This is a genomic window from Acetobacter persici, assembly GCF_018256955.1.
Classification (GTDB): Bacteria; Pseudomonadota; Alphaproteobacteria; order Acetobacterales; family Acetobacteraceae; genus Acetobacter; species Acetobacter persici.
Genome location: NZ_JAERKU010000018.1, coordinates 24,213 through 49,181, shown reverse-complemented (window position 1 = coordinate 49,181; position 24,969 = coordinate 24,213). Strand labels below are relative to the sequence as shown.

Annotated in this window: 27 protein-coding genes and 2 tRNA genes; 20 read left to right on the top strand and 9 right to left on the bottom strand. The window is 61.2% G+C overall.

Going from position 1 to position 24,969, the window contains the following annotated elements; genetic code table 11:
- The first annotated feature begins 55 nt into the window (after positions 1-55).
- From JK199_RS14505 to JK199_RS14485, 5 genes are all read left to right on the top strand, one after another.
- Positions 56-1,636 carry a TSCPD domain-containing protein gene (locus tag JK199_RS14505; RefSeq protein WP_212377220.1) on the top strand — a complete coding sequence of 527 codons (1,581 nt, stop codon included), beginning with the start codon at positions 56-58 and terminating at the stop codon, positions 1,634-1,636.
- Positions 1,637-1,688: 52 nt separating this feature from the next.
- Positions 1,689-2,153: a RidA family protein gene (locus JK199_RS14500; protein ID WP_212353955.1), complete on the top strand. Its 465-nt coding sequence runs from the start codon at positions 1,689-1,691 to the stop codon at positions 2,151-2,153.
- A gap of 16 nt (positions 2,154-2,169) precedes the next feature.
- Positions 2,170-3,327: a GNAT family N-acetyltransferase gene (locus tag JK199_RS14495; protein WP_212377217.1), complete on the top strand. Its 1,158-nt coding sequence runs from the start codon at positions 2,170-2,172 to the stop codon at positions 3,325-3,327.
- A gap of 180 nt (positions 3,328-3,507) precedes the next feature.
- A complete protein-coding gene (locus JK199_RS14490) occupies positions 3,508-4,416 on the top strand; it encodes a bifunctional methylenetetrahydrofolate dehydrogenase/methenyltetrahydrofolate cyclohydrolase (protein ID WP_212353957.1) in 909 nt (302 codons plus the stop codon).
- Positions 4,413-5,165 carry a methylenetetrahydrofolate reductase gene (locus tag JK199_RS14485; protein WP_212377214.1) on the top strand — a complete coding sequence of 251 codons (753 nt, stop codon included), beginning with the start codon at positions 4,413-4,415 and terminating at the stop codon, positions 5,163-5,165. The genes JK199_RS14490 and JK199_RS14485 overlap by 4 nt, the downstream gene beginning before the upstream one ends.
- Positions 5,166-5,171: 6 nt before the next feature.
- Here the strand turns inward: JK199_RS14485 and JK199_RS14480 are convergent, their stop codons facing one another.
- Together JK199_RS14480 and JK199_RS14475 are read right to left on the bottom strand one after the other, a co-directional pair.
- A complete protein-coding gene (locus tag JK199_RS14480; protein ID WP_212377211.1) occupies positions 5,172-5,666 on the bottom strand; it encodes a kinase inhibitor in 495 nt (164 codons plus the stop codon).
- A 13-nt stretch (positions 5,667-5,679) separates the two neighbouring features.
- The gene (locus JK199_RS14475) at positions 5,680-5,898 is read right to left on the bottom strand and encodes a hypothetical protein (protein WP_025826330.1); all 219 of its coding nucleotides are present in this window, start codon (positions 5,896-5,898) and stop codon (positions 5,680-5,682) included.
- Between the two features lie 246 nt (positions 5,899-6,144).
- Here JK199_RS14475 and queA point away from each other — a divergent pair, with 246 nt between their 5' ends.
- The 7 genes from queA to JK199_RS14440 all read left to right on the top strand — a co-directional run bounded on the left by queA (position 6,145) and on the right by JK199_RS14440 (position 12,547).
- Entirely contained in the window at positions 6,145-7,224 is a 1,080-nt protein-coding gene (gene queA / locus JK199_RS14470; RefSeq protein ID WP_212377208.1) for a tRNA preQ1(34) S-adenosylmethionine ribosyltransferase-isomerase QueA, read from the top strand.
- A complete protein-coding gene (tgt, locus tag JK199_RS14465; RefSeq protein WP_212377205.1) occupies positions 7,221-8,381 on the top strand; it encodes a tRNA guanosine(34) transglycosylase Tgt in 1,161 nt (386 codons plus the stop codon). Before queA ends, tgt begins: the two co-directional genes overlap by 4 nt.
- 37 nt (positions 8,382-8,418) lie before the next feature.
- Complete coding sequence (gene queG, locus JK199_RS14460; RefSeq protein ID WP_408742391.1) at positions 8,419-9,555, top strand: tRNA epoxyqueuosine(34) reductase QueG; 1,137 nt, start codon at positions 8,419-8,421, stop codon at positions 9,553-9,555.
- Entirely contained in the window at positions 9,555-9,803 is a 249-nt protein-coding gene (locus tag JK199_RS14455) for a ribbon-helix-helix domain-containing protein (protein WP_212377199.1), read from the top strand. The genes queG and JK199_RS14455 overlap by 1 nt, the downstream gene beginning before the upstream one ends.
- A gap of 199 nt (positions 9,804-10,002) precedes the next feature.
- A complete protein-coding gene (locus JK199_RS14450; RefSeq protein WP_077930557.1) occupies positions 10,003-10,830 on the top strand; it encodes a TerB family tellurite resistance protein in 828 nt (275 codons plus the stop codon).
- Between the two features lie 219 nt (positions 10,831-11,049).
- Positions 11,050-11,898, top strand: a complete 849-nt coding sequence (locus JK199_RS14445; RefSeq protein WP_025826336.1) for an MlaA family lipoprotein — start codon at positions 11,050-11,052, stop codon at positions 11,896-11,898.
- A gap of 22 nt (positions 11,899-11,920) precedes the next feature.
- Positions 11,921-12,547: an MlaC/ttg2D family ABC transporter substrate-binding protein gene (locus JK199_RS14440; protein ID WP_212377197.1), complete on the top strand. Its 627-nt coding sequence runs from the start codon at positions 11,921-11,923 to the stop codon at positions 12,545-12,547.
- A gap of 141 nt (positions 12,548-12,688) precedes the next feature.
- On the opposite strand, the gene JK199_RS14435 is transcribed toward JK199_RS14440, so the two are convergent.
- The 3 genes from JK199_RS14435 to JK199_RS14425 form a co-directional block, all read right to left on the bottom strand.
- On the bottom strand, positions 12,689-13,186 hold the full coding sequence (locus tag JK199_RS14435) for a GNAT family N-acetyltransferase (RefSeq protein WP_077931714.1): 498 nt from the start codon (positions 13,184-13,186) through the stop codon (positions 12,689-12,691).
- Positions 13,187-13,310: 124 nt separating this feature from the next.
- Entirely contained in the window at positions 13,311-14,990 is a 1,680-nt protein-coding gene (ettA, locus tag JK199_RS14430; RefSeq protein WP_077930558.1) for an energy-dependent translational throttle protein EttA, read from the bottom strand.
- 64 nt (positions 14,991-15,054) lie between these two features.
- Positions 15,055-15,128: transfer RNA gene (locus JK199_RS14425), tRNA-Ile, on the bottom strand.
- Positions 15,129-15,283: 155 nt separating this feature from the next.
- Here JK199_RS14425 and ppa point away from each other — a divergent pair.
- The 4 genes from ppa (at position 15,284) to JK199_RS14405 (ending at position 17,902) form a co-directional block, all read left to right on the top strand.
- Entirely contained in the window at positions 15,284-15,808 is a 525-nt protein-coding gene (gene ppa / locus JK199_RS14420; protein WP_025826339.1) for an inorganic diphosphatase, read from the top strand.
- Positions 15,809-16,029: 221 nt separating this feature from the next.
- Positions 16,030-16,860: a DODA-type extradiol aromatic ring-opening family dioxygenase gene (locus JK199_RS14415; RefSeq protein WP_212377194.1), complete on the top strand. Its 831-nt coding sequence runs from the start codon at positions 16,030-16,032 to the stop codon at positions 16,858-16,860.
- 103 nt (positions 16,861-16,963) lie between these two features.
- Positions 16,964-17,572 carry a YceI family protein gene (locus JK199_RS14410; RefSeq protein WP_086655992.1) on the top strand — a complete coding sequence of 203 codons (609 nt, stop codon included), beginning with the start codon at positions 16,964-16,966 and terminating at the stop codon, positions 17,570-17,572.
- Positions 17,573-17,825: 253 nt separating this feature from the next.
- Positions 17,826-17,902, top strand: a tRNA-Asp gene (locus JK199_RS14405).
- 264 nt (positions 17,903-18,166) lie between these two features.
- Here the strand turns inward: JK199_RS14405 and JK199_RS14400 are convergent.
- On the bottom strand, positions 18,167-18,694 hold the full coding sequence (locus JK199_RS14400) for a carboxymuconolactone decarboxylase family protein (RefSeq protein WP_212377191.1): 528 nt from the start codon (positions 18,692-18,694) through the stop codon (positions 18,167-18,169).
- Between the two features lie 153 nt (positions 18,695-18,847).
- Positions 18,848-19,390, bottom strand: a complete 543-nt coding sequence (locus JK199_RS14395; protein ID WP_077930563.1) for a peroxiredoxin — start codon at positions 19,388-19,390, stop codon at positions 18,848-18,850.
- A gap of 208 nt (positions 19,391-19,598) precedes the next feature.
- Between JK199_RS14395 and JK199_RS14390 the strand changes: the two genes are divergently transcribed.
- From JK199_RS14390 to JK199_RS14380, 3 genes are all read left to right on the top strand, one after another.
- Entirely contained in the window at positions 19,599-20,540 is a 942-nt protein-coding gene (locus tag JK199_RS14390; RefSeq protein ID WP_077930564.1) for a hydrogen peroxide-inducible genes activator, read from the top strand.
- Positions 20,541-20,700: 160 nt separating this feature from the next.
- Positions 20,701-20,826 (top strand): type B 50S ribosomal protein L36, encoded by a 126-nt coding sequence (gene ykgO / locus JK199_RS14385; RefSeq protein WP_003625637.1) that lies wholly within the window; start codon positions 20,701-20,703, stop codon positions 20,824-20,826.
- A gap of 3 nt (positions 20,827-20,829) precedes the next feature.
- Positions 20,830-21,723 carry a tetratricopeptide repeat protein gene (locus JK199_RS14380; protein WP_212377188.1) on the top strand — a complete coding sequence of 298 codons (894 nt, stop codon included), beginning with the start codon at positions 20,830-20,832 and terminating at the stop codon, positions 21,721-21,723.
- 18 nt (positions 21,724-21,741) lie between these two features.
- On the opposite strand, the gene JK199_RS14375 is transcribed toward JK199_RS14380, so the two are convergent.
- The gene (locus tag JK199_RS14375; RefSeq protein ID WP_212377241.1) at positions 21,742-22,671 is read right to left on the bottom strand and encodes a prephenate/arogenate dehydrogenase family protein; all 930 of its coding nucleotides are present in this window, start codon (positions 22,669-22,671) and stop codon (positions 21,742-21,744) included.
- A 29-nt stretch (positions 22,672-22,700) separates the two neighbouring features.
- Positions 22,701-23,756, bottom strand: a complete 1,056-nt coding sequence (locus tag JK199_RS14370) for a lysylphosphatidylglycerol synthase domain-containing protein (RefSeq protein ID WP_025826358.1) — start codon at positions 23,754-23,756, stop codon at positions 22,701-22,703.
- 213 nt (positions 23,757-23,969) lie between these two features.
- On the opposite strand from JK199_RS14370, the gene hpnA reads away from it, so the two are divergent.
- Positions 23,970-24,965 (top strand): hopanoid-associated sugar epimerase, encoded by a 996-nt coding sequence (gene hpnA, locus JK199_RS14365; RefSeq protein WP_077930566.1) that lies wholly within the window; start codon positions 23,970-23,972, stop codon positions 24,963-24,965.
- Positions 24,966-24,969 lie beyond the last annotated feature (4 nt).

Genomic DNA, 24,969 nt, shown 5'->3' with positions numbered 1-24,969 from the left:
AAATGACGATCCGCACGGGTTCCACCGGCATTTGGGGCGGGCGTAGACTGCCTGCATGACAAAAGCCAGACGCCATTGGAACGGCGTGCTTATGAGCACGCTGCACGCCGCAGCAGACCCGGATGCCCCCCTGCGCTCCGTAACGCTGCCCGCTGAGTGGGATGCCGAGGCAGCCTCCGCTCTGGCCCAGCTTGTACCCGGCACGGGGCCCATTGATCTTGCCAGCACAGCCTCCCGCTGGGTGGATGCGCTGACGCAGGATGAGTCCACGGCCCGTTCTCTGGTGTGGCTGCTGCTGCTGCGGCAGGCCGCCCCGACGGAAGCCGTCTGGTCCTGCGAGTTTGATCGCCCGCCGGGCTTTCTGGTCAATCTGGCTGCCTTTATCTCCCCCGGTGAGGGCTTTGCGGCAGAAACCTTTGTCGCAGCCATCCGCCTGCTGTCTTCTGTTCTGCGCAACGCCGCGCGGACCACGGCAGACCAGCGGAACGGGGAACTGCCGCTGCCCGACCTGTTTGCCCCCGCCCCTGTGGCGGAAGCCCCGGCAAAACCGACGGCAAAAAGCCAGACCGCCAAAGACAGCGAGGATCAGCCCGCCCCTCCGGTTATCGCGGGCGATATCATGCTGACCAATCTGGATGCGTGTCTGGCCGGAGTCGGTCTGGATTATGATAGTGAAGATGGCCGTGCCGCCGCCTGCGCCATTGCCACGCTGGCCACCCTGACGGCCCATTCCGGCACTGGCCCCGAGTCCCTGCCGCTGCCGCCCGTGCGCACCGTGCTGCCCGGCCTGAGCGAGACGCTCCGCGCCGTCTGGCGGGAAGCGGCGGTTGCAACGGAAACACCCCTCGCAACAGTGGAAACCGGGTTTTCCACATGCAGCGCGGTAGACGGACTGCTGGGCGTGGAAGCCTGCGGTCTGGCCCCTGTGTTCTCTCTGCTCCGCCCGGATGGGCGGCTGGCCCCCAGCACGCGCAACCGTCTGGATGCCCGGGATTTTACAACGGAAACGGCTCTTGCTGCCGCTCTGGCGGGCGAGACGGTTCTGCCCCTGCCCGGCCCGAACGCCCATATGGCCATGTATCGCGCCCTGACCGGCTTTATTGACCGCATGCCCGCCCGGCCGGACCCGGCGGCGCAAACGCTGGTGCGCAAGCTGGAACGCGGGATGCGCCGCGCCCTGCCGCAGCGCCACGGCGGCTTTACGCAAAAAACCAGCATTGGCGGACACCGGCTGTTTCTGCGCACCGGCGAGTATGAAGACGGCACGCTGGGGGAACTGGCGCTAAACCCCACACGGGAAAGCTCCATGGTCCGGGGCCTGATGGAAAGCTTTGGGGAAGCCGTGAGCATTGGCCTGCAATATGGCGCGCCGCTGGATGCGTATGTCAGCAGCTTTGCCTATTCCTGCTTCGGCCCCTCCGGCACGGTGGAAGGAGACCCTGTGGCCTCTTACGCCACCTCCATGCTGGACTATACGTTCCGCGCTTTGTCAGACGCCTATCTGAACAAAAAGCTGCCCGATGGCCCGCATCAGGACAGCCAGATGGACCCGGACCCGCTTCTGCCGCTTGATTTCCCGGCGCAGGAAGGCGACCCTGTCCCCCGCAAACGCGGCAGCCTGCGGCTGGTCAGCTAGACCGGACCGGCCAAAGGCTCTGCCCGAACCCTGTCATAAGGATCAGTCTCTCATGAGCACCACGCCTGAAGCCCGCCTGAAAGATCTCGGCATCACACTGCCTACCCCTGCCGCACCTGTTGCCAACTATGTGGCCTGCGTGCAGACGGGCAATCTGCTGGTTGTCTCCGGTCAGCTCCCGCTCGCGGACGGCAAGCTGTTTGCAACCGGCAAGCTGGGCGACGCCGTTGCCGTGGATACCGCGGTGGAAGCCGCGCGCTACAGCATGATCAACCTCATTGCACAGGTCAAAGCCGCTGTGGGTGACCTCAGCCGCGTGAAGCGCGTGGTGCGTCTGGGCGGCTTTATTGCCTGCACGCCCGAATTTACCGCCCATGCGTCCGTCATGAACGGTGCATCCGATCTGGCCGTTGACGTCTTTGGCGATGCCGGACGCCATGCCCGCTCTACCGTGGGCGTGCCCTCCCTGCCGCTGGATGCGCCGGTTGAAGTTGAAGGCCTGTTTGAGATCGGCTGAATAACAGGGGGCCGGTATGTCTGACTGGTCTGTCTCCCTGCATGACGGCCTTGCCGCCATAGGCCAGACCGCGTGGGACTCCTGTGCCGGGGCTGACAACCCGTTTGTCAGCTACGCCTTTCTCTCCGCGCTGGAGGACAGCGGGTCTGTCAGCCAGCGCACCGGCTGGTTGCCCCGGCATGTGACCTTACACGCGCCGGACGGCACACTGGCCGCCGTTTGCCCAGCGTATCTGAAGGGCCATTCCTGGGGCGAATATGTGTTCGATCAAGGGTGGGCCAGAGCGTTTGAAGCCGCGGGCGGGCAGTATTACCCAAAACTTCAGGTTGCGGTGCCATTCACCCCAGCCCCCGGCCCGCGCCTGCTGTGCGGCCCGTCAGCCCCACCGGAAACCGCTGCCATTCTGGCCGATGCCCTCCGCCAGATCTGTGGAGAAACCGGCCTTTCCTCCGCCCATCTCACGTTCTGCGAGGAACAGGAAAGCACTCTGCTCAGCCAGCGCGGCTGGCTGCCGCGCCTTGGTGTGCAGTATCACTGGCATAATCACGGCTACAGCAGTTTTGATGATTTTCTGGCGACCCTCGCCTCGCGCAAACGCAAGGTGCTCAAGCGGGAGCGGCGGGACGCCAATGCGGCTGGCCTCACCTTTCATACCCTGCGTGGCGCTGACATTACCCCGGCAGACTGGCAGGCGTTCTACACCTTCTATCGCAACACCGTGGACCGCAAATGGGGCAGCGCTTACCTCACGCGTGAATTTTTCCCCCTGCTTTCTGAACGTCTGGGGGACCGCGTTGTGCTGATGGTGGCGCGGCACGGGGACACACCTGTTGCAGCTGCACTCAACCTGCTGGGGGGCGATACGCTCTATGGCCGCAACTGGGGCTGCTCGGGGGACTGGCCCTTTCTGCATTTTGAACTCTGCTATTACCGCGCCATTGATTTTGCCATTGCGCATGGGCTGAAACGTGTGGAGGCCGGGGCGCAGGGTGAACATAAAATTCAGCGCGGTTATGTGCCCAGCCTGACCCATTCCGCCCACTGGCTGGAAAACACGTCTCTCCGCTCCGCCGTCTCCGCCTTTCTGGCGGAAGAACGTCCGGCCATACAGGCTGAGGCCGAAGCTCTCAGCGCACTCTCCCCTTACCGCAAAGATGAACTGGGGATTTCCTGACGCTCTTCAGGGTGCCTTTTCCCCCGGCCTGTCACAGCCATCTGACCCCCTTTTATCGGGCAGGCAGCCGCTCCTTCCACATCGCCGGCATGGCGCCCTGCCATTGTCTGCCTGCGTTTTTTTGCGTATGGCAGGCAGGTCTTCCAACCGCCTTTTTCCGGATTGACCGCAGCAGTGACGATGAGCCCATCCTCCTCCCTTCCGTCTGACCATCAGGCTACTCTCATTGACGGCAAAGGCTTTGCCGCCACCCTCCGGCAGCAGATCCGGGAGGATGTCCGCGCCTTTCATGATGAGCATGGCGTCACCCCCGGTCTGGCTGTCATTCTGGTGGGGGACGACCCGGCCAGTGAAGTTTATGTGCGCAATAAGGCCATTCAGACACACCATGCCGGTATGCGTTCCTTCATGCACATGCTGCCGGAAACAACGTCCGAGCCGGAACTGCTCGCACTGATCGAGCGCCTTAATCATGACCCGGAAATTCACGGCATTCTGGTGCAGCTCCCGCTGCCGAACGGTCTGGACGCCCGCCGGGTGACCAATGCCATCCAGCCGGAAAAGGATGTGGATGGTCTGGGGGAAATTAATGCCGGGCGTCTGGCCATTGGCCTGCCAAGCCTGATCCCCTGCACACCGCTGGGTTGCCTGCTGCTGCTGCGGGACCAGCTTGGCGATATGCGCGGCAAGCACGCGGTGGTGATCGGCTGCTCCAATCTTGTCGGCAAACCGCTGGCCATGCTGCTGCTGGCGGAAGGCTGCACTGTTTCCATAGCGCATATCCACACGCGGGACACCGCGGCCCTCGCCCGGCAGGGCGATATTCTGGTGGTGGCAACCGGCTGCCGGGAACTGGTGCATGGAGACTGGATCAAACCGGGGGCGACGGTGATTGACGTCGGCATTACCCGTGTCACGACTGAAACCGGCAAAACCCGTCTGGTGGGCGATGTGGTGTTTGATGAGGCCGTAAAAGTTGCTGGCCGCATCACGCCCGTTCCCGGCGGCGTTGGCCCCATGACGATTGCCTGCCTGCTGAAAAATACCCTGACAGCAGCGCGCCTGCTGGTCACGGGGACGGCGGAATGAGCCTCTCCCGTCTTTCTGTTGAACTCATCCCCCGGAGTGAGGACGCACTGGCGCAGGATGTTTCCAGCGTTAAAACCCTGTTCCCCGCTGCGGATACGCTGAATATCCCGGACCTGATGCGCTTCCCGCTGCGGAGCTGGGACGCAACCGCCCTGACCATGCCGCAGTTTGGCACGGTAATCCCGCATGTGCGCGCCATTGATATCGCCCCCGGCGCGCCGCTGCCGGGCAGTGATCTGCCGGGCCTGAAGGAAGTTCTGGTTGTGCATGGTGACCCACCAGCCGACCTTGCCCACCGGACTTACCCCAACAGCACGGAAAGCATTATCCGCCGCTACCGGAAGGAAGCACCGCATCTGCGGATTTATGCCGCGTTTGACCCCTATCGCCGCGCGCCGTGGAAAGAGCTTGAGGATATCGCCCGCAAGAAAGAAGCCGGAGCGGAAGGATTTTTCACGCAGCCGGTCTTTGACAGAAAGCTGTTTGACCTCTGCCGGGAATGGCTGCTGGGTGAGCAGGTGTTCTGGGGGCTTTCCCCGGTTATCGGGCCACGCTCCCGCTCCTACTGGGAGACAACCAACCATGTGGTGTTCCCCAAAAATTTTGAGCCAACGCTGGACGCCAATATTCAGTTTGCCCAGTCCGTCCTCCGGGACCTGTCACAGGAACAGGGCAGCGCCTATCTGATGCCGCTGCGCGTCAAGCTGGACCAGTATCTGCCGCCGCTGATGGATGCCCTGACATCCTAGCCGACATCAGGGTTTCTGGCCACCGTAGAGCGCCGTCAGGCTGGCAGAGGCCAGCTTGTGATGGTGCACCATAAAACCAACCAGCGCCGGGCTGGAGTCCGGTTTGACATCCAGTCCGGGCACATCCAGCGCATGCACCGTAAAAATGTAACGGTGCGCCGGGCCGGGTGGTGGCGCGGCCCCGCCGTAACCGGGCACACCAAAATCGGTGCGCACCTGCACGGCCCCTTCCGGAAGACCGCCTTTGCCGGAGCCTGCCCCTTCAGGCAGCGCCGTCACGCCGGACGGAATATTGGCGACAACCCAGTGCCACCAGCCGGAACCGGTAGGGGCATCAGGGTCATACACCGTCACCACAAAGCTTTTTGTTCCGGCTGGCGCGTTTTTCCATTCCAGCGCCGGGGATACATTCTGCCCCGTCTGGCCCATACCGTTATAAACCTGCGCCTGCGGCAGGGTGGCCCCGTCCGTAAAATCGGGGCTGGTCAGAACAAAAGCCATTGATGCGCCTTTCTTACCAGTTGCGGCTGATCAGCCAGAACTCTTCGGATGTAAGCGTAACAGCCTTGCCTGCGTCAGAGTCCGCAGCCGCAGCGGCAAGCGCTTCAATCCGTTCAATCATGATCACTTTACGCTGGTAGGCTTCCGTGGTTTCCGGGTTGGTCTTGAGCACATCCAGTGAGACTTTGGACGCTTTGGCAACGCGGGCGGCATCAAGCAGAGCATAGGACATACGTTTTAATCTCCGTATCGGGTTGTTTGCTAAGGGAAATCTGGCCCCGCGGAGCCTCTTCTTCAACCCCGCATGCGCACGGGCCACCCATGCCCGCTCTGTGTGATCCGGCAACAGCCCTCCGCCCACTCAGGTTTTCAGGACGCACTGCGCACCAGAAAACCTGCCGTCTCCGGCCTGTTTGCCCCCCGGAAACTGCACTCTCCTCTGGCGTCCGCGCACCCTATTGCGTAAACCCCTTCCACCATGAGCGACCGCACCGAAGATTTTGATTTCCACCTGCCTGAAACCCTGATTGCGCAGGAACCGGCCAGACCGCGTGAGGCCGCACGCCTGCTGGATGTTCCCGCCCACGGCCCACTGGCAGACCGCCATGTGTCTGATCTGCCCGGATTGCTGAAGGCCGGAGATCTGCTGGTCGCGAATGATACCGCCGTGATCCGCGCCCAGTTGCATGCCCTGCGTGGGGAGGCCCATATCGGCATCACGCTGGACCGTATTCTGCCTGATACCTCATGGCATGTGCTGGTGCGCAATGCCCGCCGCCTGAAGGTGGGGGATACCCTGACCTTTACCGGCAGCCCCCACACCGCCACGGTGCTGGCGCGGGAGGAAGGCGGCGGCGCAGTTCTGCGTTTTTCGGCGGAAGGCTCCACGTTTGACACCTTTTTGCAGGATGTCGGCGCGCTGGCGCTCCCCCCCTATATCCATCGCCCCCATGGCCCGACCGCGCAGGACACGCGGGACTACGCGACCATTTTTGAACACCATAAAGGTGCCGTCGCCGCCCCCACGGCTGGCCTGCATTTTACCCCGGCCCTGCTGGAAGCTGTAGACGCAACCGGAGCGGACCGCTGCACCCTGACGCTGCATGTGGGGGCGGGCACCTTCCTGCCCGTGCGGGAAAACGATATTTCCAAACACCACATGCACGCCGAACGCGGCATTATCACGCCCGAAACTGCCGCACGCATCAATGCCGTGCGCAAAGCCGGAGGCCGCATTATTGCCGTGGGCACCACCAGCCTGCGCCTGCTGGAAAGTGCGGCGGATGAGAACGGCATTGTGCATCCGTTTGATGATGTCACCTCCATTTTCATCCGGCCCGGCTACCGTTTCCGGGCAGTGGATATGCTGATGACCAACTTCCATCTGCCGCGCTCCACGCTGTTCATGCTGGTCTGTGCTTTTGCAGGGGAAGAGCGGATGCGGGCGGCCTATGCCCACGCCATCCAGACGGGATACCGTTTTTATTCCTACGGGGATGCCTGCCTGCTGCGCTGCGCCAGCCCCATTGAGGCCCACCGTACGGGAGAGTCCGCATGAGCCGTTTCCACTGGACCTGTGAGAGCACAGACGGCGCGGCCCGCGCCGGAATGCTGCATACCGCCCACGGTCCCGTCGCGACCCCCACCTTCATGCCGGTCGGCACCGTTGGCACCGTCAAGGCCATGACGATGGACGCCGTGCGCTCCACAGGCGCGGGCATTGTGCTGGGCAACACCTATCACCTCATGCTGCGGCCCGGTGCCGAGCGTGTGCGCGCTCTGGGCGGCCTGCATCGCTTTATGGACTGGTCCGGCCCGATCCTGACGGATTCCGGCGGCTTTCAGGTCATGTCCCTGGGTGCGCTGCGCAAGCTGGATCAGGACGGCGTCACGTTTCGCTCCCATATTGATGGCTCTTACCACCGGCTGACGCCGGAAAGCTCAACCGATATCCAGCACGCGCTGGATGCCACCATCAGCATGTGTTTTGATGAATGTCCGGCCCTGCCCGCCCCGCCGGAAACCATTGCCGCCTCCATGCGGATGTCCATGCGCTGGGCCGCCCGCTCCCGCGAGGCCTTTGTGCAGCGCACCGGCTATGGCCAGTTTGGCATTGTGCAGGGCGGCACCGAGCCGGACCTGCGGGCCGAAAGCGTGAAGGCCCTGACGGATATCGGGTTTGAAGGCTACGCCATTGGCGGTCTGGCCGTGGGCGAAGGGCAGGAGCTGATGTTCGCCACGCTGGACACCACCGTGCCCGCCATGCCGCACACGGCCCCGCGCTACCTGATGGGCGTTGGCACCCCGGATGATCTGCTGGGCAGCGTGCAGCGCGGTGTGGACATGTTTGACTGCGTGATGCCCACCCGCGCGGGCCGCACAGCCCGCGCTTATACGGAGCGCGGCACCCTCAACCTGCGCAATGCCCGCCACGCGACGGACGCCCGCCCCATCTCCCCGGACTGTGACTGTCTGGCGTGCTCCCGCCACAGCCGCGCCTACCTGCACCATCTGTTCCGGGCCAATGAAATTCTCGGCCCGATGCTGCTGACATGGCATAACATTGCCTATTATCAGCGCCTGATGCGCCAGATCCGGGCTGCGATTGTGGAAGGCCGTCTGGACGAACTGGCCACCACCCTGCGCGCCAACTGGGCCGAGGAAGACTGGACGGAAGATGAAATGCCACAGCCCGCCATTCCCCCCGTCCCCTGAGAACAGCCCTGTGCCCGCTCTGCCCGGACCGTCTCCTGTGAGCCAGCCTCCCGCGAGTCCGTCCAGTTCAGCCGGGCCGCTGCCGGGTGCCGAAAAACTCGCCGCCCGAATCCGGGAAAAAGCACTGGCTCTGAGGTTTGACGCCATTGGCTTCTGCCCCGCCCATCTTGGCCCGGACGTGCGGGCACGCCTGACGGATTTTCTGGCCAAAGGTTATCACGGGGAGATGGGCTGGCTGGCCGACAGGGCAGACCAGCGTACCCAGCCCACAACACTCTGGCCGGACGCCCGGACCGTAATTGCGCTCGGCGTCTCCTACGCGCCGGAAGGAGATCCGCTTGCCACACTCAGGCAGCCGGACCGGGGCAATATTTCCGTCTACGCCCGCCACCGCGACTATCATGACCTGATTAAAGGCATGCTGAAGCATCTGGCGCAGTTTGTGGTCCGGGAGGGTACTCTGGAGGCCAGACGAGACTTTGCCGCAGAAAGCCCACCGCCCCAGCCTCCCGGCGTTAAAGTCTTTGTCGATACCGCCCCGGTGGCGGAAAAACCGCTGGCCGAGCAGGCCGGGCTGGGCTGGCAGGGCAAGCATACCAATCTGGTGTCCCGCAGCCACGGAAGCTGGCTGTTTTTAGGGGAAATCTACACCACACTGGAGCTGCCCTCCTCACCCCCCTCCGGCGGAGGATGCGGCAGTTGCACACGCTGCCTGACGGCCTGCCCTACACAGGCTTTTCCCGCCCCTTACCAGATGGATGCCCGGCGCTGCATTTCCTATCTGACCATTGAACATGCCGGGCCGATTCCGCTGGAACTGCGCCCCGGCATTGGCACCCATATTTATGGATGCGATGACTGTCTGGCCGTCTGCCCGTGGAACCGGTTTGCCAGAACTTCCCGCCAGATCAAGCTGCAACCCCGCCCGGATCTGATAGCCCCGGATCTGGCCAGCCTGAGCACGCTGGATGATGCCGCCTTCCGCCAGAAATTTTCAGGCTCCCCCATCAAACGCATTGGGCGCAACCGGTTTGTGCGGAATGTGCTGGTTGCTATTGGCAATTCCGGTCTGCCAGACTTGCTGCCTTACGCACACCGCCTGACACAGGACCCGGATAGCGTAGTGGCGGAAGCCGCCCGATGGGCCGTTACACGCCTGGAGACGATATCCTGATGAGTGCTCACCTCCGCAAGCGCAGCCTGATTCTCTCTGGCCATGATACCAGCGTGGCGCTGGAACCAGAGTTCTGGCGTGTGCTGGAAGAGATGGCCCGGCAGCATCAGCAGCCCTTGCCGGTAATGGTGGCGCAGATGGACACAGAGCGCCCTCCCTTTCAGTCTCTGGCCTCTTTCCTGCGCGTGCAGACGGTTCTCTGGTTGCAGAAACAGCCTGCGGCACACCCTGCCGAAACCTCAGCCTGAAAAATTTTGCAGATTGAAGCTGACGAGATCATGCCCGCCTTTACCTTCGGGCCCCCACTCGCGGCCCAGTCCTGACGCTCTCACGGCAGTATTGCCTGCCCACAACTTCTCGCGCCGCCTTTCGGCCTGCTATGCTTGGTTAACACGGCACATGCGGGCCGGATTTGGGCCACTGGCCAGAAAATGCTAAGCAGGCAACATGGCGATATGGGGTAAGATTTTTGGTGGTGTCGCAGGTTTTGCCATGGGCGGACCTGTTGGCGCAGCTTTGGGGACAGCATTGGGGCATGCCGCGGATAAAGGCACTCTTCTTCAGCCCCCCGCCGGGGGATGGAGTGACCGCTGGGCCGCCCGTGCCAACCCGGACCCAAATGGCGCGGCCACCTTCATGGCGGCCAAGCTGGCCGCAGCGCTGGGCAAGAAGGAACAGCTCTACGGCCTGACCAGCATTATTCTGTGCGCCAAGCTGGCCAAGTGTGATGCCCCGGTCAACCGGCAGGAAATCAACGCCTTCAAGATGCGCTTCCGGGTGCCGGATGAAAACATGCGCGAAGTAGGCCGCCTGTTTGACCTCGCACGGCAGCGCACGGATGATTACGAGTCCTTCGCGCGTGAACTCGGCACAGCCTACGCGCAGGATAAACAGCCGCTAGAAGACCTGATGGGTGTGCTGTTTGGCATTGCCCGCGCTGATCTGGCTGCGGATGAACCGCTGACAAAGGAGGAAACCCTCTTCCTGCAACGGGTCCATGCGTTGTTTGGCCTGAGCCGGGGCGCGTGGGAGCGGGCGGAACAGGGCCGCTCCAGACCGGCCATGGCGGAGGAAGACGCCTATGTGGTGATGGGGGTTGATGCCTCCCTCTCCAACGAGGAGCTCCGCGCCCGCTGGAAGGTGCTTGTGCGCCAGTATCACCCGGATGTGATGGCATCACGCAAAGCCTCTGAAGCTGAAATTGCCGAGGCTTCGGCCAAAATTTCCCGCATCAATGCCGCATGGGATATGATCAAACGGGACCGGGGCCTTTAACAGGCCTCAGGGTGCGGCATTCACGCAACAATATTGGAAAAATTGACACATCCGTTAAACCGTTGGGCCTGAGCTGCGCTTCTTTTCTGCTCCCCTGCCTTTCATGCAGGGATGACCTGCATTGCGCAGAACGTTTCTCGTGGTAGAGAGGGCAGTAGAAGACTCCTGTCTTATGGTCAGGTTTTAGAGAGTGCGTCACAGGGTGAAGGTAAACGCGGCATGAATTCAGGACGGAACGGTGCACGGCTCCGCCCCCGCAGTCAGGCACATACGGGTCAGACTCGGGTAGGCTCATCGGCCCAGCGCCGTTTTTCCTCACGCGGCTCTGTACTGGTCGCAACCCTTGTCGCCCTGACGGGATGCAGCGCCATCAAGGCCCCTGTACCCAAAGACCCGGACGCCCTTGAGGAATACAAGCAGGCGAATGACCCGTACGAGCCGCTGAACCGCAAAGTCTATAACCTGACCATGACGGTCGATCACTGGGTTCTGCGCCCGGCGGCCAAAGCCTATGTCTGGGCTGTGCCGCGCCCTGTCCGGAATTCTCTGGGCAACATGATCACCACCATGAACGAACCCTCCGTGTTCTTTAACGATGTAGGCGCAGGCAAACCGCGCCGCGCGGGGGATGCGTTCGTGCGGTGGTGCATCAATATGTCCGTCGGCATTGGCGGTCTGATCGACGTCGCCAAAATGGCCGGGTATCCGCATCATGATAATGATGCTGGCATGACGCTCGCCAACTGGGGCATCCCCTCTGGCCCGTATCTGTTCCTGCCCATGGGCCCGTCCTCCTTCCGTGATGGCATCGGCTACGGGATTGATCAGGGCCTGTCCCCCTGGAACTATGTTCCACGCGGCTACGGGCTGATCAGCTTCAACTGGGCCTATAATATGATGGGGGTTGTGCACGGCCGCTCCACGCATCTGGATGAACTGGATGCCCTGCAGCGTGACGCACTGGACCCCTACGCAACCATCCGCAGCGCCTATCAGCAACAGCGGAAGGCGCAGGCCGAGGCGATTAAAAACGATAATCGCGCTACCGTGCCCGCCTGGTACCACTAAAAACAACAAGGATAGCGCCGACATGAAATTTCTTTCCAGCCGTCGCCTTGTGACCGGGGCTCTCGCACTGCTTTGTGCTGGCAGTCTTTCTGTTCTGCCCGCCCGTGCGGCTGAAGGCACACGTCAGTTTATTGAAACTTTCGGCACCAAACTCGTCACAATCGTGAACAGTCAGGTCTCGCTATCAGAAAAAAAGGCCCGCGTTCTGCCGCTGATCCAGCAGGATGTGGATATTGACGCCATTGGCCGCTACTGCCTTGGCCGCTACTGGAAGCTGGCCACGCCGGAACAGCAGAAGCAGTATCTCGGCCTGTTCCATGAAGTGCTGGTTAACGCCATTACCGATAAGCTGGGCGACTATCGTGGCGTCAGCTTCACCATTGGCGCGATCTCCAAATCTGGTGAAGACGATTCTGTTGAGGCGACTCTGATCCGCCCGCAGCAGCCCCCGGCTGCCATGCAGTGGATTGTCAGCCATAACGGCGGCACCCCGAAAGTGGTGGACGTAGTGGGTGAAGGTGCCAGCCTGCGCCTGACGCAGCGTCAGGACTACTCCTCCTACATCGCCCGCAATGGCGGCAATATTGATGCCCTGCTGAGCGCCCTGAAGCGCCAGATCGAGCACCATTCCGCAGCAACGACCAACTAAGGCCATCACTGGCTAATCGGTCGGCTGACACCGATACAAAAAGGGCACCTCCCGGGGTGCCCTTTTTAATGCCTGCGTTCCAGCACGCGCGCCCGTACAAATCCCACAGGCCGCCACGGCCCCGGACGCCTCACCCGGAGGTCAACCGCGCACGCTTTCATAGACCAGCATGGTCTGGCCATCCCGCGGGAAAGTCTCATACACACGCATACCAATCCCGCCCAGAATGGTGCGGGAGGCAAGATTACTCTCCTTGGCGACGGCAATAATCCGCTTTACGCCAGCATCATGCGTAAAGTTGAGGGCCGCGTTGGCAGCCTCCCGCGCAATGCCGCGCCCGCTGGCCCAGGGATACAGCGCAAAGCGTAACCCGAAGCCGCGCCCGTCTGGCCTGTCGTGGATGCCGGTCATGCCCACAAACCGGTCCTGTTCCCGGATGGTGAAAATCCCGACCCTGTGGCAGGCCCAGAAGGCGATATCGTCCGCCATTTCCTGCTCGGCCTTCTGGCGTGTGCACACCCCGCCGAGCATCTGGCCGAACGCGCCGCCATCCGCCTTCAACGCCGCCATATCATCCATATCCCGCCATGTGACGGGTTGCAGCATGAGCCGCCCCGTTCTGACTGAGCGGGCCGTCAGCATGGCAACGCCTGCGCCAGAACGCAGAAACGCCACCGGAGAAGCCCCCGGCAGCGTGTCCTGTTGTTCTGTCCTGAAGGGGCTTCAGATGATGGATGCCGCATCAGACATCCACCCAGCCTGATCAGCGGGAGATTGGCCGGTACCGGATACGGCCCGGTTCCGTAGCATCCGGGCCCAGGCGACGGCGCTTGTCTTCCTCATAAGCCTGGAAGTTCCCTTCAAACCATTCGACGTGAGAATCCCCTTCAAACGCCAGAATATGGGTTGCCAGACGGTCAAGGAACCAGCGGTCATGGGTAATGACCACGGCACAACCGGGGAATTCACCCAGAGCCTCTTCCAGCGCACGCAGGGTATCGACGTCCAGATCGTTGGTCGGTTCATCCAGCAGCAGCACGTTGCTTTCCTGCCGCAGCATCTTGGCCAGATGCACGCGGTTGCGCTCACCACCCGAGAGAATACCAACCTTTTTCTGCTGGTCAGACCCTTTGAAGTTGAACGCACCCACGTAAGCGCGGGAGGGCACAGCCCGTTTACCGAGATAGATCACATCCGTGCCGCCGGAAATTTCTTCCCACACGGTCTTGTTGGGGTCCAGATCATCACGGGACTGGTCAACATAGCCCAGCTTTACGGTCTCGCCGATTTTCAGCTCACCCGCATCCGGCTTTTCTGCGCCGACAATCATCTTGAACAGGGTGGATTTACCGGCACCGTTCGGGCCGATCACCCCCACAATGCCACCCGGCGGCAGCTTGAAGCTGAGATCATCAATCAGCAGACGATCGCCAAAGCCCTTGCTGAGGTGGTCGGCCTCAATCACCGTGCCACCCAGACGCGGGCCGGGAGCAATAACAATGTCCGCCACCCCGTTCTGCTTTTCAGCACTCTGGGCCAGCATTTCCTCATACCGCGCGATACGGGATTTGCTCTTGGCCTGACGCGCCTTGGGGCTGGAGCCAATCCACTCCTGCTCGGCAGCCAGCGCACGCTGGCGGGCACTTTCTTCCTTTTCTTCCTGTGCCAGACGCTTGCGCTTCTGCTCCAGCCAGGAGGAATAGTTGCCTTCAAACGGAATACCGCGCCCGCGCTCGATTTCCAGAATCCAGTTGGTCACATTGTCCAGGAAGTAACGGTCATGGGTAATGACCATCACGGTGCCCGGATAATCGTGCAGCGTCTTTTCCAGCCATGCCACGCTTTCTGCGTCCAGATGGTTGGTCGGTTCGTCCAGCAGCAGAATGTCGGGCTTTTCAATCAGCAGGCGGCACAGCGCCACACGGCGACGTTCCCCGCCGGAGAGCTTGTCCACGGGGCTGTCAGCAGGCGGGCAGCGCAGGGCGTCCAGCGCGATTTCCAGCTTGCGGTCCAGCTCCCAGCCATCGCCTGCGTCAATTTTTTCCTGCAGATCAGCCTGTTCGGCCAGCAGGGTGTTCATTTCCTCATCGCTCATCGGCTCGGCGAAGCGCATGGAAATTTCGTTAAAACGATCGACGGCCTTTTTCAGGTCACCAAAGCCCAGAGCTACGTTCTCGCCAACCGTCAGCTTGGGGTCGAGCTGGGGCTCCTGCTCCAGATAGCCCACGCGTACGCCCTCGGCGGCCCAGGCTTCCCCGCCATATTCCTTATCAATCCCGGCCATGATCTTGAGCAGCGTGGATTTACCCGCGCCGTTCACGCCCAGAACGCCGATTTTCACACCCGGCAGGAAGGACAGCGTAATGCCTTTGAAGACCTCACGCCCACCCGGATAGGACTTGGTCAGGTCCTTCATCACATAGACGTATTGATAAGATGCCATGAGATGACCTCCGTGAAGTGAACTGGTAAGAACCGTCGGATGGACGAGATAAGGCGAAAACGCCTGCGCCCGGCAGGACTTGAACCCGCAACCAAGCCGTTATGAGCGGCCCGCTCTAACCAATTGAGCTACGGGCGCGCAGGCGGCTTCCTGATTACGCAATCACACACATTTGGCAAGGGTGCAGAGCCGGAAAAACCACCCCGACAGCCGTTATCCTGTTACGACTTGGCAAGTTGCAGCGTGACAGATAGGGTCTGCCCATCCGTATTTTTAGTGCTGGAGCAGCCCTTATGGACGTCTCAAAACTTTCCCCCGGCAAAGACGTGCCGTTCGATATCAACGTTGTTATTGAAATCCCGCAGGGATCTTCCGTTAAATACGAGATCGACAAGGAAAGCGGTGCCCTGTTTGTAGACCGCTTCCTGTTTACGCCCATGGCGTACCCGACGGCTTACGGCTTTATCCCCGGCACGCTGGCTGCCGATGGGGACCCGACGGACGCACTGGTGCTGACCCCGACGGACGTGGTGCCCGGCTCCGTGATTCGCGCCCGTCCCATCGGCGTGCTGAAAATGGAAGACGAATCCGGTCAGGACGAAAAAATCATCTGCGTCCCGCATGACAAGATTCACCCGCTGTACAGCAAGGTGCAGACGGTAGACGACCTTCCGGAAATCACCGTGAAAGCAATTGAACACTTCTTTACCCGCTACAAGGATCTGGAACCCGGCAAATGGGTAAAGGTCACCGGCTGGGGCACGAAGGAAGAAGCAGGCGAGTTCATCCGCAGCGCTCTGACAGCAGGCAGCAAATAATCCAGCCTTTCCTCTGGAGGCTTCGCAGCCCGCAGAAGAGGAAAACGGGATTGTTTCAGACCGGAGGCCGCCGACTGGCAGCCTCCGGTTTTTTATGCCTGGAAACATCCCCACCCCACACTCAAGGTGTGAAATATCTTCCTGAAATACAGGATTATCAAAGCGCCACTATGAGGCGAGTCTTCAGGCACCCCGCATCCTGAAAAGACCCGGCTCACCGCATGACGACTCTCCAGCGCCAGACACCACACACCGCCCTGCCCCGGCAGCCCGTGCTGTTTCTGCCGCATGGCGGCGGCCCGTGCTTTTTTATGGACTGGCCGGAAACATGGGACCACATGGCGGCTTTCCTGCGGGGCGTTAGCCAGACGCTCCCGCAAAAACCAGATGCCATTCTGGTGGTCTCCGGACATTGGGAAACAGCGGTTCCAACCGTCACCACGGCTGCCCAGCCACCGCTGATTTATGACTATTACGGCTTTCCACCCCATACCTATCATCTGCGCTACCCCGTGCCGGGCTCTCCGGCGCTGGCGGCACAGGTGCAGGCGTTGCTGACCGCTGCGGGGATTCCCAACGCGGCAGATGCGGAACGCGGGCTGGACCACGGGGTTTTCATCCCCTTCATGCTCGCGTTTGAAGCCGCCGACATCCCGGTTGTGGAACTGTCTCTCCAGAACACACTGGACCCGGCGGCGCATCTGCGCATCGGGCAGGCACTGGCCCCGCTGCGGGACCAGAATGTGCTGCTTGTGGGCACAGGCCTGACGTACCACAATCTGCGTCACTTCATGGGGGAAGATCCGCAATCCAACGCGGCGTCCCACAAATTTGACGCATGGCTTACCGCCGCACTCTGTGCACCGGAAGCCGAACGCACCGCGGCGCTGACACACTGGGAAACCGCTCCCGCTGCCCGCATCTGCCACCCCAGAGAAGAGCATCTGCTCCCCCTGATGGTCGCAGCCGGGGCCGCAGGAGCAGACTCTGGCGTTCAGATCTACCGGGACACCGTGATGGGCAAAGCCCTCTCCGGCTTCCGATTTGGTTAGCCCGCATTCGTTTAACGGGCAGAATTTTCAGAACGCCCTCCCTCTGCCCGCGTTTCTGACCTGCCTTTTCACTCCTTCTTAAAGAAACAGGATCACCATACTCATGCGCACTCTATCATTCGCTTCCGCTTTTTCCGCTCTGGGTCTTGTCGCTGCTCTGTCCACGGCTCAGGCCGCCACCGCCCCGCAGGATGTGCAGGCAGGCACCTATCAGGTTGAAACCTCCCACACGCAGGTCACATTCTCCCTGCTGCATTTCGGCTTTACCGAATATTCCGGCCTTTTTTCCGGGGCGACCGGCTCCCTCACCTACGACCCGGCACATCCGGCCGCTTCAAAACTGAACGTCTCCATCCCGGTTGCAAGCGTGCAGACCACCAGCGCGAAACTGACGGATGAACTGCACGGGGCTGACTGGTTTGACGCCGCCCGCTACCCGGCAGCCACGTTCGTGTCCACCAAAGTCGTCCCGACCAGCGCTGGCACAGCCGATGTGACGGGCAACTTCACGCTGCACGGCATCACAAAGCCCCTCACCCTGCACGTGCGTTACGTCGGTGCTGGTATTAACCCGATGGATAAAGCCTACACCGTTGGCTTTCAGGCGACCGGCACCCTGAAACGCAGCGCCTTTGGCGTAAAAACCTACGTGCCGATGGTGGGGGATGACGTTACCCTCTCCATCGCTGGTGCGTTTGAAAAACAGAACTGAGGCTCACCCCCCCTCTGCACCCGTGCAGACCGGAGGCTTCCAAAATGGAGGCCTCCATCCAACTCTCCTCCCTAAAAACATAAAGCCTCCAATATGTTATGGAGGATCAGCGTCTCCTACAGCGGGCAGACACAGGGCCTGCAAAAAAAATTTCATAATGCGTTATTTTTTTCGTGATGCCCGGTTGTCAAAGCTGAAAACATCGCTATAAGACGCGACATACCGACGCACACTACGAGTGAGCGTCTGGATTGCGGGTGTAGCTCAGTTGGTTAGAGCGCCGGCCTGTCACGCCGGAGGTCGCGGGTTCGAGCCCCGTCACTCGCGCCACTTTCCTTTAAAAATTCGTTTTCAAGAAAGTGGCGCGTGCCCCTCACGCTCCCATTGCGACTTCCCCAAAACAAATCCGATACGACGTTGATTTTCGCACTCACGCGGAATCGTCACAGCGCTCTTGCAGGTCCAGCCCAACGCAGGCCGTTCCTGATTTTCCTTACAAAAAAATCCGGCCCCCGCGGGTTTGGACACCCCACAGAAGCCGGACCTGAAACGCCGCATTCAGGGCATGCGGCCAGCCTGATCTGGAGAAGGGCGTTAGTCGCCGAGCGCTTCCGCAGCTTCCAGCGTAACCGCCACAGCATGGACCGTGGAGGCAACACGCACCGCAGTCTGCACAGCTTCGGCTCCAAGAGCATCCCGCACAATCTTTTCATGACTGGTCACGCACAGACCACACCCATTGATTGCGGACACAGCGAGAGACCACAGCTCGAAATCTATTTTTTCCACACCGGGGCGACCAATAACGCTCATGCGCAGTTGCGCAGGCATTTTCTCATAGTCACCGCCCGCCATGTGCACAAAGCGGTAGTAGATATTGTTCATGCCCATAATGGCTGCGGCAGATTTGGCAGCACTGAGCGCTTCGGGCGTCAGCTTATCGGCAAATTCAGCAACAATCGCCTTCGTCACCGCATCATTGCGGGAGGCAATGGCGGACGCCACAAATGTTCCGGCAAGCTGCTGGGGTGTGAGGGCCACATCATTCGCAAGAGACCCGAGATTCAGCCTCAGATCCTTTGCATAATCGGGAATACGATCCTTCAGAGCATCGATCGACATCAGTTTATCCGTATGAAAAGGGGAGGAATGGCGCTCTTGCGCGCCGCAGACGGGCTGAACCCGGTCTGGGGAAGAGACCGTCTGACCCGACGGGACAGCACCGCGGGACGCCCCAAACGGAACGCCCTTAGGGCCAGACGGAAGCCGTCAGGATCAGACTTTGATAAAGTCGTCGCCCTTTTTCCAGTTACAGGGGCACAGCTCATCGCTCTGCAGCCCGTCCAGAATACGCACGATTTCCTGCGGGTTACGGCCAACGGACAGATCGTTGACAGAGACGTGACGGATCACACCCTGCGGGTCCACAACAAAGGTCGCGCGCAGTGCAACGCCTGCCTCTTTGTGCATGACACCCGTACCTTCGGTCAGCTCGCGCTTGATGTCAGCCAGCATTGCAATAGGCAGATCTTTCAGATCGGCATTGTGCAGGCGCCAGTTGAGGTGCACGAATTCGCTGTCGATGGACACGCCGTACACAACGGCATCACGGTCAGCAAACTCTTTGGACAGTTTGCCAAATGCCACGATTTCCGTCGGGCAGACAAACGTGAAGTCTTTCGGCCAGAAGAAGACAATTTTCCACTTCCCAGCGTCGGACTTGTCAGAAATCTGGACGAAATCGCCCTTAAGGCCTTCGGGGCCACCGGGAACGGCGGTCAGATCAAAGCTCGGAAACTTATCGCCAACGGTCAGCATAAGCTTGCTCCTTCTTGGGTTGCTTAACAGCTCCGACGGCACACAACACCGTCGTCGGGCATTATCTATGGCGCGGCGCGTCCATTCATGCCAATGAATATTTTATATCAAAACAATCGGAATGATCGATTACCCCTGCAAGGGTGTTTCAAAAATAAGATCACCCCAGACATGCTTTAACAGCCCTTGAAAAGACCGAGGTTCCACCGTGCTTCCCCTCCCCTCCGCCCAGCAACTGCGCTACCTGATCGCACTGTCTGAACTGCGCCACTTCGGGCGGGCGGCAGCGGCCTGCGCGGTCACGCAATCCACCCTGTCCGCAGGCATTATGGCGCTGGAACGCCAGCTCGACTCCCAGTTGCTGGACCGCACGGTTGGCAAAAAGGTTGTGTTCACGCCGCTGGGGCATGAAATCGCCCTCAAGGGGCGGCAGGCGCTGGAAGCACTGGAAGCCGTCCCGCAGCTTGCTGTTGCCGCACGAACCCCGCTGACCGGCCCCCTGCGGCTGGGGGTGATCCCGACCATCGGCCCGTTCCTGATAGAACCGCTGGTCAAAATCATCCGCACGCGCTTCCCGCAACTCACCCTGTCCATTGCGGAAGACACAACCGAGCACCTGCTGGAAAAACTGGGGATCGGGCGGCTGGATATGCTGGTTCTGGCCATGCCCTGCCTGTGTGACACAGCGGAGACCATGCCCCTCTGGCGTGACCCGTTTCACGTTATCATGCCCGAGGACCATCCTCTGGCGCGACTGAACCATGTGCCCGTGGAACGGCTGGCGGACCAGCGCATGATTATGATGGAAGATGGCCACTGCCTGCGGGAGCAGACACTCGCGGTCTGCCGTCAGGGCCGGGAATGGCACGGCACGGAAGGGGAGAGCGACTCCACCTTCTCCGCCACATCCCTGCACACCATGGCGGAAATGGTCGGGCTGGGGCTTGGTATTGGCGTGATGCCGCTTCTGGCGCTGGAAGGCGGGATTCTGCGCGGACATCCGGTGATCAGCCGCCCGCTGTCCGGCGGCCCGGTGTGGCGGACTATCGGGCTGGGCTGGCGGCCCCGTTCCCCCCGCTCGGACGATTTCAGAACACTGGCCAGCGCCTTTTCCAGCCTGGCGCCCCACCCGGCACCGCTTCAGGACTGACGGAGTATTTGAACAGACACATGAGTTTGCTGTAAAATCGCACCGGAACAAAACAATTTGTGGCCCTTTTCCGTGGAAAACATTGACTCGTACTGGCGGGGCCGGTATGTGCCGACACACCTTATTTCAATTCTTGAGCATCGGCGGAGAAAAGCGGGCCATGAAAATCAGAAACAGCCTGAAATCAGCCAAGGTGCGCGATAAAGATTGCCGTGTCGTACGGCGTCGCGGCCGGGTTTATGTCATCAACAAGAAGAACCCGCGCATGAAGGCTCGTCAGGGCTGATTTATGCAGGGTCCGGCCTTTCCCGGCTGGCTTCTGGCGCATGATATGCGTGCAACCCGCTTTTCCGGTTTTCGGAGAAGCGGGTTTTTGCGTTCTGGCGCTCTGATCACTCTCAGCCTGCTGACAAGCCTCTCCCCCGCCGGACTGGCCCGCGCACAGACTCAGCAGACCCTCCCCGGACAGGCAGGGCACCCGCACGGCAAAGCGCCGTCTGCGCCACACGCTACCCAGACCGCACCGGCTCAGACTACACCACCGTCGCCCTCTGCCTCCCCGACGCTCAGGACGCCACCTTCCCCCAGCTCTCCAGCTGCATCGCCCCAAACATCTGCCGTCTCTCCAACGGGCGACCCGGCCACCTCTGCACCATCAGGGACAAAAACCCCCTCCGCCACGCCCCATAAAAAGCTGACACGCCCCCAGCAGATTGCAGCTCTTGCCGACCAGCTTGCTCAGGCAAAAACGCCAGAAGATGCGCAGGCGCTGGAAGACCGTCTGGAATCATTACGTGCCGCCGGACTATCCCCCACCACGCAGCTCCTGCTGCGCCGGGCGCAGAAAGATAGTCAGGCCGACAAACCGGATGAGGCCGTGGACGATCTGAGCGACGCACTGGCGCTCCAGCCAGACAGCGCCATTCTGTGGCGCACACGCGCTCAGACACGTCTTGCCGCGGGCGATTTCAACGCCGCAGTGACCGATCTGGGAGAAGCCCTGCAACGCGACGGGCGGGACGCCAAAAGCTGGGGTTTGCTTTCTACTGTGGAAGAGCAGCGGAAAGACGGCCCGGCAGCGCTCAAAGCCTGGCAGAAGGTGCTGGAGCTCAACCCGATGGCGGATAAAAATCACAAGCGTCTGGATGCCCTGCACATCAAAGCGTTCGGGCAACCCACGTAAGGCTGCCCGCAAACACGCTTACGCCTGCCGGTTTTCAATCAGGCTTTTACGGATTGCGCGGCCCCGCTGAATACGGTCCACAATATAGTCCTCATCGCCCCAGCGGATCGCGCGCGCCATGGCCTGTGCGTCTTCCATAAAGCGCGCCAGCATTTCCAGCAGCGCCTCACGGTTGGACAGAAACACATCCCGCCACATGATGGGGTCTGACGCGGCAATACGGGTAAAATCCCGGAAGCCGGATGCAGCAAAATCCAGTACTTCAGACCGTGTTTCGTCCGCCAGATCATCCGCCGTGCCGCAGATGGTAAAGGCCAGAAGATGCGGCAGATGGCTGACAATTGCGCAAACACGGTCATGGTGAGCAGGCGTCATTTCCCGCAGACGGGCCCCGCAGCGCTCCCACAAGGCGCGCACAGCACTCAATGCTTCAGGCGACGTTCCGTCCAGAGGCGTCAGCAGACACCAGCGATCTTCAAACAGGGTCGCAAACCCGGCATCCGGCCCGGAATATTCCGTGCCCGCCATAGGGTGCGCGGGCACATAGGCCACATCCGGACGCAGGAACGGGCTGATGGCCTCAATAACAGATACTTTGGTTGAGCCAACTTCCGTCAGCACAGCGCCGGGCCGCATGGCAGGCAGCACCTGTGCCGCCACCGGCCCCATAGCCCCCACCGGCACACAGAGCATGACGCAATCCGCCAGAGCCGCGGCCTCGGCGGCATCCGCCATCACGCGGTCTGCAATCCCCAGCTCTTCCACCCGTGCCCGCACCTCTGGTGAGACATCGACGGCAATCAGGGTCCGGGCCAGCGTGCCCTTCTGCTGCGCCCGCCGGAGCACGGAAGAGCCGATCAGCCCCGGTCCAACCACAACGAGCGTCTCAAACACCGGGGTTACAGTCTCTGCTGCCGCCCGGGCCTCCGGGCCTGAAGAGTCAGACACAGAAGCCTCAGAAAGAGTTGAAGACACGCTCAGGAATCCTTCACCACAGTCGGAACGGGGCCATAGCTGACATCAGCCGGGGCTTTGATCACCGGCTTGCGCAGGCCACGCATTTCCATAATCTGCCATAGCAGCAGGACCGGAATACCAATGGCCAGTTCCCGCCCGCGCCGCAACAGGGACAAACCCAGAGAAACGGACGAATCAATCCCGAACGCATGACCCAGCGCCATATAGGCCCCTTCCTGCACGCCCAGACTGCCCGGCACCAGAAAGCCCAGAGACATGACGGCACAGGTCACCCCTTCAATCGCCACGGCATTGGGGAGGGTGAGGGTGGCGCCCAGCATGTTGGCTGTCATCCACAACATGGCGGCACTCCCCAGCCAGCCCAGCAGATGATAGCAGGCGGACAGGCAGATCCGGCCTGGGCGGCTCCAGATGGCTTCCATCCGCTCCTGCAGACTGTCGGCGCCGTTCAGCATGCTGTCATGCCACTGGGAGGCCAGACTACGGGTAAACATGGTGCCAAATTTGCGGAAAATGCTGCCGCCATGCTGCTGCGTCCAGATGAACCCGGCCGTCCCGGCCATCAGAAATACCGCGCCGATACTCACCGGCACGACAAACGGGCTGGACCGCTGATGGGCTACCAGAAAAGCGACGGCCAGCAGCACAAAGGCAACCTGCCCCATGACTTCCGTCGTAATATCCACCAGATTGGCGCTGGCGGCTTCTGGCCAGTCAATCTGGCGGGACTCCCGGCCATGCAGCCCGTGGCCTGAGCACGTCGCGCGGATACCAATCACGATGCCACCAAGCTGGGAGAACGGCAGGCAGGTGGCCGCGGCATCACGCACCATCCGCGCGCCCAGAAGGCGGAGATAGCCGATTTCCGGCAGAGCCGCGTGCCAGGCCAGCCCCAGCACGCCATTTACGACAAGCTGGCAGCATACCATGAGGAGGAAGCCGCCCAGACCAATACGCATGACAGCATGCACCACGGAGCCAGCACCGCTCCACGCAACCGCCGCCGTAATGGCAACCAGACCCAGTAAAGTCAGAAAAATCGTAAGCTTCTTCAAGGCCTAAGCTCTACCTGCCCGAGATGCCCCCCTGGGCCTCCCTGCTCCCTGGCGTAGAACACCTGACCAGAGGGGCTGAATTCATGAGTGATCCGACCACTTACACCAGCCCGGGGTCTGGCGCCACCTTGGGGGGCAGGATAAAGAAACAAACCAGCCGTTCGGGTTTCACACCCTTCTGTTTCTTATACCCTTTATGGGAGCGCACTTTATATGACCGCCCATACGCTCGTCACCGGCGCGACAGGTTTTGTCGGGTCTGCCGTTGCCCGCACGCTGCTTGAACGCGGGCACACGCTGAGACTCATGGTGCGCGAGGGCAGTGACCGGCGCAATATTGCGGATATTCCGGCAGAACTGGTGGAGGGTGACCTCTCCCGCCCCGATACCTTTGCCCGTGCGGTGGAAGGCTGCCGTTACGTGTTCCATGTCGCGGCGGACTACCGGCTGTGGGTGCCCGACCCCGCCCCGATGATGACGGCCAACGTGGAAGGCACGCGCCTGCTGATGCTGGCCGCCCAGAAGGCCGGGGTGGAACGGATTGTTTACTGCTCCTCCGTCGCGGCCCTCGGCCTGATTGGTGACGGCACCGAGTCTGATGAAGCGACTCCGGTGCATGAACACGGGGTGATCGGCATTTACAAACGCTCCAAATACCGGGCCGAGCAGGAAGTGCTGCAACTGGTAAAGGAGCAGGGGCTGCCCGCCGTGATCGTCAATCCGTCCACGCCGGTTGGCCCGCGGGATATCAAACCCACCCCCACAGGGCAGATGATTCTGGACTGCGCCGCTGGCCGCATGCCCGCTTACGTGGATACCGGCGTGAATATCGTGCATGTCGATGATGTGGCGGAAGGCCACGCGCTGGCGCTGGAACGCGGCACCATCGGGGAGAAATATATTCTGGGCGGGGAAAACTTCCTGCTGCGGGACCTGTTCGCCATGGTCTCGGAAATTGCCCATGTGCCCCCGCCGCGCATCAGCCTGCCGCAGGAGGTTATCTGGCCGGTGGCAGTTGCTTCCGAGTGGCTGTCCCGCTCCTTTGGCTTTTCCCCCCGCGTCACGCGGGAGATGCTGGCTATGTCCCGCAAGAAGATGTTCTTCTCCTCGGACAAGGCCATCCGGGATCTGGGCTACAGCCCCCGCCCCGCCCGGCAGGCCGTTGAGGACGCCATCACATGGTTCCGTAACAACGGTATGCTGAAATAAGGGG